Below are 12,810 nucleotides of genomic sequence, written 5' to 3'. Positions count from 1 at the left end.
CAATCTCGAGCAGCTATATGGGATTCCGGTGAAATGTCTTCCGATTGATATCGAGGGGATCGGCAAGCAGGTTCTGTTCCTTCCTGTTTTCGGAAGGTGAGGCATCGGAAGTGCTCTTACCACGACAGGCCATCCCGGCGGCATTCTGGTGGTAATAGTGCAGATACCAGTCGACGAAATCCTGCACGCCCTTGCGGATCTCCGTGTTGGGCGACAGGCCGGTCAACCGGCGCAGAGCCGAGGTATCGGCCCAGGTCGCGGGCACGTCCCCCGGCTGCATGGGCAGCAGGTTGCGGATCGCATATCGCCCCGTCGCCTGTTCGACCGCTGCGATCAGTTCGCCAAGCATCACCGGATGGGAGTTGCCGATATTGACGACCCGCCATGGCGCCACCGGGGAAACGCCCTCGTCTCGCTCTTTCCCTTCGGGCGGGGGCGGCGCGTCGATCAGGGCACGGATGGCCGCGACCAGGTCGTCGACATGGGTGAAGTCGCGCCGCATCTCACCGCGATTGTAGACGTCGATCGGCTCGCCACGCAGGATGGCACGGGTGAACCTGAACAGCGCCATGTCGGGTCGGCCCCAGGGGCCGTAGACGGTGAAGAAGCGGAACATGGTCACCGGCAGCCCGTAGAGATGGGCATAGGCATGCGCCATCGCCTCGGTGGCCTTCTTGGTCGCCGCATAGAAGGACATCGGATGGTCGGTCGGGTCGGTCTCGCGCCAGGGCATCTGGTCGTTGGGGCCGTAGACCGAGGAGGTCGAGGCCAGCAGCATGTGCCGGGGCGGCACCGCCCGCGCGGCCTCCAGCAACTCGAAGGTTCCGGCAATATTGCTGGAAAGATAGGCGCGCGGATGGTCGATCGAATGGCGCACCCCCGCTTGCGCGGCCAGGTGGACGACGATCTCGGGCCGGTGGTCGCGGAACATGCGTTCCAGCAGGCCGGGGGTCTCGATGCTGTCGTTGACGACCGAGAAGGTCGGGTCGGCCTGAAGGATCGCCTGGCGCTGCCGCTTCAGGGCGGGGTCGTAATAGTCCGACAGGTTGTCGATGCCGGCCACGCCGAACCCGTCCGCCAGCAGGCGGCGGCAAAGGTGAAAGCCGATGAAGCCGGAACAGCCGGTGACGAGGGCGCGGCGCATCAATCGACTCCGAAAAGGTCACGGGTGAAGACCTTGTCCTGCACGTCGTCCAGCGCCGGGCTGTGGCGGTTGGCCAGGATCAGGTCGCATTCCGCCTTGAAGCTTTGCAGGTCGGGCTGCACTTTCGAGCCGAAGAAGCGATCCTCGTGCAATTCGGGCTCGTGGACGATCACCTCGATCCCCTTGGCCTTGATGCGCTTCATGATCCCCTGCACGGCGCTTTGGCGGAAATTGTCCGAGCCCGCCTTGGTCACCAGCCGGTAGATGCCCACGGTGGCGGGCGCGGCGGCGATGATCTGCTCGGCCAGGAAATCCTTGCGCGTGCGGTTGGCATCCACGATGGCGGTGATCAGGTTCTGCGGCACCTGCCCGTAATTGGCCAGCAACTGCTTGCTGTCCTTGGGCAGGCAATAGCCGCCATAGCCGAAGGAGGGGTTGTTGTAATGCGCGCCGATGCGCGGATCGAGACAGACGCCGCGGATGATCTGGCGGCTGTCGAGGCCGCGGGCCAGCGCATAGCTGTCCAACTCGTTGAAGAAGGCCACGCGCATGGCAAGACAGGTGTTCGAGAAGAGCTTGATCGCCTCGGCCTCGCTCGGGTCGGTCAGCAGCACCTCGACATCGTTGCGCAGCGCGCCTTCCAGAAACAGGGCGGCGATGCGGCGCCCGCGGTCCGAACGCTCGCCGACGACGATGCGGCTGGGATGCAGGCTGTCGTGCAGCGCCATGCCCTCGCGCAGGAATTCGGGGACGAAGACGATCCGAGCGCCGCCCGAAGCCTCTGCCTGCGCGGCGGTGAACCCGACCGGCACCGTGGATCTGACCACGATGGCGGCCTGCGGGTTCACGGCGGCCACCTGCGCGATCACCGAACGGACGCTGGAGGTGTCAAAGGAATGGGCGAGGGGGTCGTAATCCGTGGGCGTGGCGATGATCACGACATCCGCGCCCCGATAGGCGGCATCGCCGTCCAGCGTCGCCCGCAGTCGCGGATTGCGGCGGCGCAGCCAGTCCGTCAATTCGTCATCCACGACCGGGCTTTTCCCGGCATTGACCTGCGCCACCCGTTCGGGCGACAGATCGATGCCCGTCACCTCGTGGTTCTGCGCCAGCAGCACCGCATTCGCCAGCCCCACATAGCCAAGCCCCGCCACGGCGATCCTCATGGCCGCGCCACGTCTTCGCAGCCGAGGGCGGCAGGGCGGGGCTGCGGCGGTTCGGGTGCGGCCAGCCCTTGGCGGCCCGAGCGGCGGATCAGCCATGCCGCGCCCAGAAGGTCGGGGATGCCCACCAGCCCGCGCGCAAGGTTCGAATATTTCGAGCGGCCACTCAGGCGCGGGCGATGGGTGACATTGACCGTTTCTACCCGCCAACCCTCGCGCAGCATCATCGCCGGCATGAAGCGGTGGATGTGGTCGAAGAAGGGCAGGTCCAGATAGGCCTCGCGCCGGAACGCCTTCAGCCCGCAGCCGGAATCGCGCACCCCGTCGTGCAGCAGCGCGGCCCGGATGCCATTGGCCAAGCGCGAGGCCAACCGTTTCGCCGCGCTGTCGCGCCGCACCGCCCGCTGACCCTGCACCAGCCCAAGGCCCGGCAGGTCGGTCGCGAAGGGGGCAAGCAGCAGCGGGATCTGGTCGGGGGGGTTCTGCCCGTCGCCGTCAAGCGTTACGACCAGTGATGCCCGCGCCAGCCGCACGCCGCTGCGGATTGCCGTGGATTGCCCGCGCGAACGGGGATGGTGGTGCAGGCGCAGCCGCGGCATCCGCGCCGCCAGCGCTTGCAGGATGCGGTCGGTGCCGTCCTCCGATCCGTCATCGACCACGATGATCTCGTAGTCGCGGTCGGCCATCGCGGTGGCGATTTCGTGGATCAGCGGCTTGATGGCCGCCACTTCGTCGCGGACGGGGACGACCACCGAGACCGAGGGGTGCATGTTGTTCATTGGGGGTTCCTTTCAGCCAGGGGAGCATCCGCGACGGACCAGATCCCGTAATCGCGATTGCGGAACAGGATCGTCTCGCGCGGAGGCCAGGGCGGGGCGAAGCGATCGGTCCGGCCGGCGATCAGCCCTTGCGGATGCAATGCGGCCCAGGACCGCAACGCGGCCGGGTCGGGCAGTTCGGCGACCGGTTCGGTCAACCGGGCGGCAAAGTTGAACTCGGCATGATAGGGGGCGCCGGTGAAGGCCAGTCCTTCGGCGCGATGTGCGGACAGTCGGGCGGCGATGGGGGCGGCGTCATAGACCTGCGCCGTGCGGGTTGTGCCGATCAGCAGGTTCGTGGCCAGCAGCAGGCCCAGCGACAGGATCATCGCGCCGGCTGCGCCCCGCTGCCGCGCCGCCAGCCAGCACAGCGTCCCTGCCAGCAGCGCCCAGGCCAGAAAGGTGCTGGCAGGATCGAAAAGCATCCGCACCCGCAGGGGCAACGGGCCGAACCCAGCCACCGCCGCCGCCAGCGCGACCAGGCCGATTGCGATGATCGCCGGTTGCAGGCCGAAGCCAGGCGCGTTCCGCCCGAGCCGGGCAGCGACCAGCGCCAGTGCGGGCAGGTCCGGCACCAGGTAATGCACTTGCTTGCCACTGGTCAGACTGAACAGCGCCAGCGCCGCGCCTGCCCAGATCAGGCAGAGCCTCAGCCCGCGGTCTTGCCGCCATGAGGTCTGCCGGGCTTCGTGCCATAGGGCTGGGCTCCACAACAGCGGAAAGCCTAAGACCGGCAGCAGGGCCAGATACCACCACCAGGGCCGGGCATGGGCGAGGGATTCGGCCAGCCGCCCGGCGCTTTGATGCCACAGGACGGCCTCGCGCCAGGTCGGACCGCCGGTGATGGCCGCCGGGACCAGCCACAGCGCGACCAGTCCCAGTGCCACCGCGACCGCGAAACCGAGGCGCGCCGGAAGGACGCGCCAGCGGATCCCGTTCCGGCTCCATAACGGCAAAAACAGCGCGGCGGGCAGCAAGTGGAACAGGATCACCGGCCCCTTGATCAGCACGCCCAGTGCGATGGCGGCGCCGAAGCCGGCCCATGCCCGCCAGCCGCCCGGCCCGGCGGCGTCCAGTGCGATCAGCCCGGCCAGGACCGCGGTCGCCAGCGGCACGTCGAACATGGTCAGGCTGCCCGACAGGGAAAAGACCGTGAGCCCGGCAAGGGCCATGGCCGCCCGGCCGCCCGCGTCCCGATCCTCGGGCCAGAGGCGATGCGCCAGCCGTGCCGTCAGCCAGATGGCCAGGCAGGCGAAACCCGGCCCCGCCAGCCGGGCGGCGAAACCGCTGACGCCGGTCGCCAGCCAGACGAGGTTGATCGCCCAGAACAAGAGCGGCGGCTTGTCGCTATAGAGCGCGAAGTTCTTGCTGGGCACCAGCCAGTTGCCGGTCGTGTGCATCTCCCATGCGACGGCGAGGTAGCGGGTCTCGTCGATAGGGGTCAGCGGGCGCAGCAGCAGCCCCAGCAGCGCTGCCAGCAGCGTGCATAGCATGGCCAGGACGACCGGATGACGACGGATCATGCCGGTTTTCCCTGGCACGCTCCGCGTCCGATCAGCATCAGGTTGCGGGTATAGATCACCAGGCCACTTGCCTGCCCGACGGCAAAGACCGGGTCGCGCCGCCAGATCGCGTAGGCGAGCAGCGTCGCACCGCCGGCAAGGCTGAACCACCAGAAAGCCAGGGGCACGATGCTGCGGCGGGCGCGTTCGCTGGCGATCCATTGCACCAGGAAGCGCGAGGTGAACAGGAGCTGACCGAGAAAGCCGATCCCGAGCCAGATGGTATTTGCCGTCATCGTGCGTCATCCTTGTGCCGCCCGGCCGATGCTGTGGCGCGGGGGCTTCCGGCGTGCTTCCTGGGATGCCAACATTACGGTTCGCTTACGAAGGAAGAGAGGTCGCCGATGAGGTTGCTTGTCGTCGAGGACGAGCCGGATCTGGCCGAGGCCGTCGGCGCCTATCTGCGCGCCGCGGGTCATGCCGTCGACCTTGCCGGGCACGCCGAGGACGCGGCGGCGGCGCTGACCGTGACCGATTACGATCTGGTGCTCTTGGACCTGGGGCTGCCAGACGGAGACGGGCTGGCGCTCTTGCGGGATCTGCGTGGGCGCGGCGCGCGGGTGCCGGTGCTGATCGTCACCGCCCGCGACCGCATCACCGAAAGGATCGCCGGGCTCGAGGCCGGTGCGGACGATTATCTGGTCAAGCCCTATGACCTGGACGAGATGCATGCCCGCATTCTGGCGATTCACCGTCGAGCCGCCGGAGCGGCCGAGGTCGAGCGGCGCTTCGGCCGGCTGCTGATCCTGCCCGAGCGGCGGCAGGTGCTGCTGGATGGCCAGCCCGTCCACCTGACGCTGCGCGAATGGGCGCTGATCGAGCGGCTGAGCCGACGCCCCGACGTGACCACCAGCCGCGCACAGATGGAGGACGCGCTCTATGGCTTCGGCGACGAGGTGGAAAGCAATGCCATCGAGGCCCATGTCAGCCGGCTGCGCGCCAAGCTGGGCCGGGACGCCATCGTGACCGAACGCGGCTTCGGCTATCGCATGGGGCGGGCCTGATGCGGCGCGCGAGCCTGTCGCGGCGGGTCGCGCTGTTCACGACGCTGGGGCTGGCGGCGGTCTGGGCCGGGGCGGTGGTGTTGATGGCGGCGGTGCTCTGGTCCGAACAGGACGAGCTTTTCGACCAGCAACTCGTGGAAACGGCCCATGCGTTGCTGCCGCTGGTCTCGCACATGGAGATGCAGGGCATTGCGGTCGAGGTGCCCCAGCCCGCGGTGCCGATGGACGAGGCGCTGCTCTATCGGCTGGTCGCGCGGGACGGCAGGGTGCTGCGGCAATCGGAATTGGCCGGTCGGGCGGTCCTGCCCGACGCCGCCGACCTCTTCCCTGGTCGGGTTGCTTCCGCGCCGGGCTACCGGCTCTATGCCACGCCCTTCAACGCCGCCGGCCAGGCCTTGCAGATCGCCGCGCCGCTGGCCGAGCGCCGCGAGGCGTTTCGCGAAGGGATGACAGGTTTCCTGCTGCCGATGGTCGCGCTCCTGCCGCTGACCTGGTTGATCGTCGGCTGGGTGTCGCGACGTTCGCTGGCGCCGTTGCGTGAACTTGGGGCCGAGATCGCGGCCCGCGACGGCAGCCGGCTGGACATGATCGCCGCCGGCGACTGGCCCGAGGACCTGATGCAGATCGCCAGCGTGGTCAATGGCTTCATCGCCCGTCTGGCGCAGGCGTTGGAGGCCGAGCGTGCCTTTGCCACCAATGCCGCGCATGAATTGCGCACCCCTGTCGCCATAGCCCTGGCCCAGACCCAGCAAATGCGAGAGAACGCGACCACGCCGGCTCAGATCGCCCGCCTGGATGCGCTTGAACGTGCCTTGCAGCGAATGCGGCGGCTGGTCGCGCGGCTGTTGCAACTGGCCCGTGCCGATGCGGGAATCGGCGATTCCACGCAGGCGCATGATCTTGCGGCCCTGACCCGGCTGGTCGTCGCCGAGCGCGCACCGTCGGAAGCCGCCCGGCTGGCGGTCGAGCTGCCGCCCGCGCCGGTCATGGCGCGCATCGACCCGGACGCCTTTGCCATCGTGCTGTCCAACCTGATCGACAATGCCCTGCAGCATAGCCCGCCCGGCAGCCCGGTTCGGCTTCGTCTGCGGCAGGGCGCCGTGCTCGAGGTCGCGAACGAGGGCAGGGCCGTCGCCGCCGCCGACCTGGCCGGGCTGACGCGGCGCTTTGCCCGGCACCGTGGCGATGGGTTCGGCCTGGGCCTGCATATTTGCCAGCAGATCGTGTCGGCGGCCGGCGGAAGGCTTGAAATCATCTCGCCCGCGCCTGCCAGTCAGGAAGGTTTTGTCGCGCGCGTCACCTTGACGCCGTCGGTCCGGGATCACTGACCGCAGGCCGGATGCGGATCAGGTCTCGACCCGCCCCAGCCGCGACAGCACGACGACCGGCAGGATGCCGATCAGCACGATCAGCAGGGCGGCAATCGCGGCTTCCTCATAGGTGCCTCTGGCGGCCTCGCCATAAAGATGGGTCGCCAGGGTTTCAAAGTTCAGCGGCCGCAACAGCAGCGTCGCCGGCAGCTCTTTCATGCAATCCACGAAAACCAACAGGCCTGCCGAAGCGATGGCGGTTTTTGACAGAGGCAGATGCACGCTGCGGAAGACGCCCATAGAGGACCGGCCCAGCATCCGTCCCGCATGGTCCAACGAGGGTGGGATGCGGCTGAACCCTGCCTCGATCCCGCCGGTGGAGATTGCCATGAATCGAACGGAATAGGCCAGCACCAGCGCCGCTCCCGATCCCAGCAGCAGAAGGCCGGGCGCGGCACCGATCAGCCATTCGACCCCGCCGGCCCAGAAGCGATCGAATAGGCCGACCGGATAGAGCAGGCCGATGGCCAGGACGGTTCCCGGCACGGCATAGCCCAGCGTCGAAGCACGTGCGGCCAGCGATGTGGATCGGCCGGGATAGGTCCTGGCGGCATAGGCAAGAACCAGGCCGGACAGGAGCACGAGCAGGGTAGCGACGGCCGATACCGTGACGGTGTTGACGATTTCGCCCCAGATGCGCGGGGAGATCCCGGCGAAACTGACGCGCTTCCAAGCCTCCCGACAAAGGTAAGCCGCCGGTGCGATGAAGCCGAGCGCGACCGGAAAGAGGCACAGGCAGAACGCGCCGGCGGCGCGCCACCCTCGCAGCCGGGCGGGAGACATCGCGCGGGGTCTTTGCGCCGCAGCCGCGTAACGCTGGTTGCGGCGCGCATAGCGCTCGACCAGCACCAGCAGGACCACGATCACCAGCATGGCCAGCGCGATCTGCGCGGCGCCCGGCATGTCCGAACGGTTGACCCAGGTCGAATAGATCGACGGCGTCAGTGTCCTGACTCCCAGGAACTGCGAGGCGCCGATGTCGTTCAGCGCTTCCATCAGCGCCAGGCTGGCGCCGACCGCGATCGCTGGCCGCGCCAGGGGAAGCGCCACCCGGCGGAAGACGCTGCCCCTACGTGTTCCGAGCGTGCGGGAGACCTCGACCAGATTTGCCGCCTGCGTCAGGAACATCGCTCGGGTGGTCAAGTAAACGTAAGGATAGAGCACCAGCCCCAGCAGCAGGATACAGCCCCCCATCGAGCGGATGTCGGGCAGGCGGAACTCGCGTGGGCTGGAATAGCCCAGAAGGCTTCGCAATGCACCCTGCACCGCACCTACCGGATGCAGGATATCGAGATAGGCATAGGCGATAATATACGTCGGCACCGCCAGTGGCAGCAGCAGTGCCCATTCGAAAACGCGCCGGCCGGGGAAGTCGTAGGCCGTCACCATCCAGGCGGTTGTGGTGCCGATCAACGTCACCAGCATGCCCACGCCGGCCAGCAGAATGACCGTGTTCTTCAGTGCTGCCGGCAAAACATTGGCGAGCATGTGGGGCCAAAGCCCGGCACTGCCCTGGAACGCGATCAAGAGCAGGGCAAGCACGGGAAGGCAGACCAGCGCCGCGATAAGCACCGCGCCAAACCGCCATCCGGCCCCTGAACGGCGCCACGGTATCTGATTCATCAAGGTCGGTTCGGCAGGCTTCATAAGTTGGGGAAGGAGCGACGGTCCCCGCAGGAGGCCGTCGCCGAGAGCTTCTTGATCAGTTGTCGAATCCGATCCGCTCAGCCATCTGGCTGGCAGCCGCGCGGAACCTTACCCCTTTGACGATGTCGATCGTGTCCGGCGTCAACGCACCGTATTCGGCGATCAGCGGATCGACGGTGGCATTCGCATTGACCGGATACTCGAAATTCGCCTTTGCGTAGATCGCCTGCGCCTCGTCCGAGACGAGATATTCCAGGAACTGGACCGCCTGGTCCTTGTTGGGTGCGTGACGGGCGACGGCAGCGCCGGTGATGTTGACCTGCGTGCCACCGTTCTCGAAGGTCGGCAGGATCATCCGTATCGCTTTGGCCCACTCCTCTTGCTCGGGACCACCGGCACCGCTGCGCATCAGGCCGACATAATAGGAATTCGCAACGCCGATGTCGCAAAGGCCGCCCATGATATCGCGCGCGACATCGCGATCGCCGCCCGCCGCAGGGCGGGCGAGGTTGGCCTTGAGGCCGGTCAGCCATTTCTCGGCCGCTTCCTCACCATGATGTGCGATGAACGAGCCGGTCAGCGCGACGTTATAAGGATGCAGGCCGGAGCGAATGCAGACTTTACCCTTCCAGGCGGGATCGGCAAGCTGCTCGTAGGTGATCCCGGTCAGGTCGAGGTCCTTGGTCACATAAACCGCGCGGGCACGCATCGAAAGAGCGAACCAGTGGCCATCGTCATCCCGCAGCGTCTCGGGAATCGTGGTGCTGAGGACCTCCGACTCGACGCTCTGCGTAAGGCCCTTCTCGACAAGATCGACGAGAACGCCGGCATCGACAGTCATCAGAACATCTGCCGGCGACTTGTCACCTTCCGCGATGACGCGCTCGGCGACCCCGTCCTGCAAGAAGATGGTGTTGACCGTGACCCCGGTCGACTGCGTGAAGGCATCGATCAGCGGCTGGATCAGCCCAGGTTCGCGGATGGTATAGAGGTTGAGCTCCTCTGCGAGGACACCTTGCGTGCCTGCAAGGACAGACAGCACCGACCCGAGCATGACCCTGCCAAATTTCGTGGATCCCATCGCCATGACGCTCCTTGGATTGCGAGTAAAATAGTAGGCTTTTGCCCACCAGCGAGGGACAAACATAGTTGACTGTAGCAGTAAAGTATTTCCGGCGTTGCTTCTGCTTCTGCTGCTGCAACGAGGGACGTCGATCCGACGCGACACCATTGGCAGTCAAAGTTATGGCGGCGAAGAGAAAGCGCTATGATTTCAAAAGACAAAAACCTGCTCAGGTGTCACGGAAATACGCGCAACATCTCCGGACCGGAGGCGTGATCGCTTTGCCGAACGAATTTTCAATGGCCCCGGAAGCGCTGCTACGGATACCTGGATTTGTTCGATTTCACCCATCAGGGCGCAATCGACCACCGTGCAATCGACCCCTTCGGCACCACAATTTACGCGTAGGCATTGCGGGCGCACATAGAGGGTGGCGGTATGTCCATCGGCAAAGCCGGGGGCCGCAAACCTGCCGAGAGGCGTCTCGAGAAAGCCATTCCAGCATGCGCCCTGGACCTTGTTGAAGGTAGAGAAGAACTCGGCCGTATAAGCGTTTGCCGGCCTGTCATAGAGGTCGCTGCCAGAACCTTCCTGCACGATCTCCCCCGCCCGCATCAGCACCACGCGATCACCCGCGGACAGGGCTTCCTCGGGGTCATGCGTTACCATGATGACGGTGGTGCCCAGCTCACGCAAAAGGGAAATCGTTTCAGTGCGGATGCCATCCCGCAAACCGCGGTCGAGATTGGAGAAAGGCTCGTCCATCAGCAGAATCTGCGGCTGCGGTGCCAGCGCACGGGCCAACGCCACCCGCTGCTGCTCACCACCCGAAAGCATGTGCGGAAACCTGCGCGAAAGGTGTTCGAGCCCCAGACGCTCGACGATTTCCAGGCATCGTGCTTGCGCGGCGGGCCGTGTCAGGCGCTTCAGGCCAAACAGGATGTTGTCCAGCACGTTGAGATGGGGAAAAAGCGCATAGTCCTGAAACATGAATCCGATATTGCGCTCTTCGGGTTCCACATAATTGTTCGGCCCGGATATTCCGCACCCATCCAGCAGAATGCGGCCCTGATCCGGCATCTCGATGCCTGCAATGACACGCAAGAGCGTGGATTTGCCGCAACCGGAGTGGCCAGCCAGACAGATGAGTTCTCCATGCGCCACGGAAAGAGAAATATCATTCAGTGCGGGAACTCCGCCAAAACTACGGGAGACGCCATTAATTTCGAGATGACGGGGCGGATGAAGATTTTCCATGTTCATGTGCCTTCTCCAGCGTTGACGGCGCTTGTTTCTATAGGCTTGGATTCTTCCCGTCGCCGATTCCGTGCATTTGCAGACCGACAGGGCCCATATTCTGGTCTGTCATAACCTACATCCGCTTCTTCGCCATCCTATTCCTCAACCTGCCCAAGATACGTGTCCAGCCGACCCCTGTTCTGGAACATGCGGCGGGTATGACCGGGCAGTTCCTCACGGATTTGGTCCAAATTCGAAGCCCCAACTGGATCACGCCGACCATGCTCATCATCAAGTGCGGTGGACAGGAATCGACATAGAGACCTTCCTTGGCCAGTGTCACGGTATAGGCCTCATCCAACTTGCATGCCAGAAACTTGGTGCCCTCGGGCTGGATCAGATCCTTGACCCAATGATCGGAATTGGTGGGCAGAAAAATGACGATATCGCTCGGCTCAACTTTGTGGAACCCCGGCTCGATGGCCATGCTGCCTTCCTTGCCAAAGTTCAGCATCCGGGCATCGTTGTCGGCGCCATGATCCGAGGCGACAGTCAGCGCCAGAGCGTTGGACAGCGGCGGCTTTTACATGAGTTCACAGTCCAGCTGGTCGGAATGATTGGCGCGCCGCCGGGCGTAAATGAGGGCGGGCCATGGAAAATTGAAGAGATGATCATCGGTGGGGTTCATTTCATCTGTGACGGATATTTTTAGCTTCCCCAAAGCACGGTTTCGTCGATCCCGGCCAGGTCGCGGCGTCCGGTCAGGGCCATGGCGACCTCCAGCTCGGCGCGCAGGATGGTCAGCATATGCGCGACCCCCGCCGCGCCGCCCACCGCCAGGGCGTGGATCTGCGGCCGCCCGACCAGCACCGCCGATGCCCCCAGCGCCAGGGCCTTCAGCGCATCGGTGCCGCGGCGGATGCCGCCGTCGCACAGCACCGGGATGCGTCCGGCGACCTGGCGGGCGACGACCGGCAGCGCCTCGGCCGTCGCCGGCAGCGTGTCGAGCGCCCGGCCGCCGTGGTTCGAGACGATCACCCCGTCCACCCCCACCGCCACGGCGCGCTCGGCATCATGCGCCGACATGATGCCCTTGAGCAGCAGCGGCAGCCGGGTCTGCGACTTCAGCCAGGCGATGTCCTCCCAGCGCGGGGCGGCATCCATCAGGCCCAGGAAGGTCGCCGCCCGCCCCGGTTCGCTGCGGATCTGCGGCGGGCGCATGCCGTCCAGGTTGACGGCGCGGATGCCCTCGGGCAGGCGGAAGCCGGCGCGCTGCTCCATGTTGCGCAATCCGTTCACCGGCGCATCCACGCTGACGACCAGCGCGCGACAGCCCGCCGCCTCGGCCCGGCGGACCAGCGACAGCGTATCGCCGCGCTCGGGCTGCATGTAGAGCTGGAACCACAAGGGCCCCTGCGCGCGGGCCGCGATATCTTCCAGCGGCAGGCCGGACTGGGTCGAGACAACCATCAGGCTGCCGGTCGCCGCCGCGCCAAGGGCGGTCGCGTGTTCGGCCTCGGCATGGGCAAGGCCGTGAAAGGCCACCGGCGCAAGGATCAGCGGATGCGGCAGGTCCAGGCCCAGCAGGCGCAGGCCGGTATCGGCGCCGCGCAGGTCCGCCAGCACCCGGCCCTGCAGCCGGATCGCCTGCCATGCGGCCAGGTTGGCCTGCGCCGTCAGCCCGTCCGCACCGGCGCCGTCGACATAGGCCCGCAGGGGCGCGGGCATCCGCTCGGCCGCGTGCCGCTCGTAGTCGCACAGGGCCACGACATCGGCGGGGATCTCAGCCTGGCCGGCCAC

12 protein-coding genes are annotated in these 12,810 nt (G+C 66.1%); 2 read left to right on the top strand and 10 right to left on the bottom strand.

The genetic code is table 11. The annotated features are described in order from the left end of the window. Positions 1 to 13: 13 nt before the first annotated feature. Genes IT40_RS13185 through IT40_RS13165 form a run of 5 tightly spaced genes read right to left on the bottom strand, consistent with a single transcriptional unit; the run spans position 14 to position 4,923 of the window. Positions 14 to 1,144: an NAD-dependent epimerase/dehydratase family protein gene (locus IT40_RS13185; RefSeq protein WP_084197104.1), complete on the bottom strand. Its 1,131-nt coding sequence runs from the start codon at positions 1,142 to 1,144 to the stop codon at positions 14 to 16. Continuing rightward, on the bottom strand, positions 1,144 to 2,310 hold the full coding sequence (locus tag IT40_RS13180; protein ID WP_036755787.1) for a nucleotide sugar dehydrogenase: 1,167 nt from the start codon (positions 2,308 to 2,310) through the stop codon (positions 1,144 to 1,146). Before IT40_RS13180 ends, IT40_RS13185 begins: the two co-directional genes overlap by 1 nt. Continuing rightward, entirely contained in the window at positions 2,307 to 3,086 is a 780-nt protein-coding gene (locus IT40_RS13175) for a glycosyltransferase family 2 protein (RefSeq protein ID WP_052095909.1), read from the bottom strand. Before IT40_RS13175 ends, IT40_RS13180 begins: the two co-directional genes overlap by 4 nt. After that, positions 3,083 to 4,648: an ArnT family glycosyltransferase gene (locus IT40_RS13170; protein WP_052095908.1), complete on the bottom strand. Its 1,566-nt coding sequence runs from the start codon at positions 4,646 to 4,648 to the stop codon at positions 3,083 to 3,085. The genes IT40_RS13175 and IT40_RS13170 overlap by 4 nt, the downstream gene beginning before the upstream one ends. Beyond that, the gene (locus IT40_RS13165; RefSeq protein ID WP_036755784.1) at positions 4,645 to 4,923 is read right to left on the bottom strand and encodes a lipid-A-disaccharide synthase N-terminal domain-containing protein; all 279 of its coding nucleotides are present in this window, start codon (positions 4,921 to 4,923) and stop codon (positions 4,645 to 4,647) included. Before IT40_RS13165 ends, IT40_RS13170 begins: the two co-directional genes overlap by 4 nt. 108 nt (positions 4,924 to 5,031) lie before the next feature. Between IT40_RS13165 and IT40_RS13160 the strand changes: the two genes are divergently transcribed. Both IT40_RS13160 and IT40_RS13155 read left to right on the top strand, forming a co-directional pair. Then, the gene (locus IT40_RS13160; protein WP_036755782.1) at positions 5,032 to 5,691 is read left to right on the top strand and encodes a response regulator; all 660 of its coding nucleotides are present in this window, start codon (positions 5,032 to 5,034) and stop codon (positions 5,689 to 5,691) included. Next, complete coding sequence (locus IT40_RS13155; protein WP_036755779.1) at positions 5,691 to 7,019, top strand: sensor histidine kinase; 1,329 nt, start codon at positions 5,691 to 5,693, stop codon at positions 7,017 to 7,019. The genes IT40_RS13160 and IT40_RS13155 overlap by 1 nt, the downstream gene beginning before the upstream one ends. 18 nt (positions 7,020 to 7,037) lie before the next feature. Here IT40_RS13155 and IT40_RS13150 read toward each other — a convergent pair whose 3' ends face one another. The 5 genes from IT40_RS13150 to IT40_RS13130 form a co-directional block, all read right to left on the bottom strand. Next, complete coding sequence (locus tag IT40_RS13150) at positions 7,038 to 8,684, bottom strand: ABC transporter permease (protein WP_243700111.1); 1,647 nt, start codon at positions 8,682 to 8,684, stop codon at positions 7,038 to 7,040. A 79-nt stretch (positions 8,685 to 8,763) separates the two neighbouring features. Then, the gene (locus IT40_RS13145; RefSeq protein WP_084197102.1) at positions 8,764 to 9,795 is read right to left on the bottom strand and encodes an extracellular solute-binding protein; all 1,032 of its coding nucleotides are present in this window, start codon (positions 9,793 to 9,795) and stop codon (positions 8,764 to 8,766) included. Between the two features lie 186 nt (positions 9,796 to 9,981). After that, positions 9,982 to 11,034: an ABC transporter ATP-binding protein gene (locus IT40_RS13140; protein ID WP_243700110.1), complete on the bottom strand. Its 1,053-nt coding sequence runs from the start codon at positions 11,032 to 11,034 to the stop codon at positions 9,982 to 9,984. A gap of 109 nt (positions 11,035 to 11,143) precedes the next feature. Beyond that, on the bottom strand, positions 11,144 to 11,524 hold the full coding sequence (locus IT40_RS13135; RefSeq protein ID WP_052095906.1) for a plastocyanin/azurin family copper-binding protein: 381 nt from the start codon (positions 11,522 to 11,524) through the stop codon (positions 11,144 to 11,146). A gap of 194 nt (positions 11,525 to 11,718) precedes the next feature. After that, positions 11,719 to 12,810 carry an alpha-hydroxy acid oxidase gene (locus IT40_RS13130; RefSeq protein ID WP_036755773.1) on the bottom strand — a complete coding sequence of 364 codons (1,092 nt, stop codon included), beginning with the start codon at positions 12,808 to 12,810 and terminating at the stop codon, positions 11,719 to 11,721.

This window comes from Paracoccus versutus, from assembly GCF_000763885.1.
GTDB lineage: Bacteria > Pseudomonadota > Alphaproteobacteria > Rhodobacterales > Rhodobacteraceae > Paracoccus > Paracoccus versutus.
The sequence above is the reverse complement of the archived record's forward strand: the minus strand, read 5'-3'. Positions and strand labels throughout refer to the sequence as shown.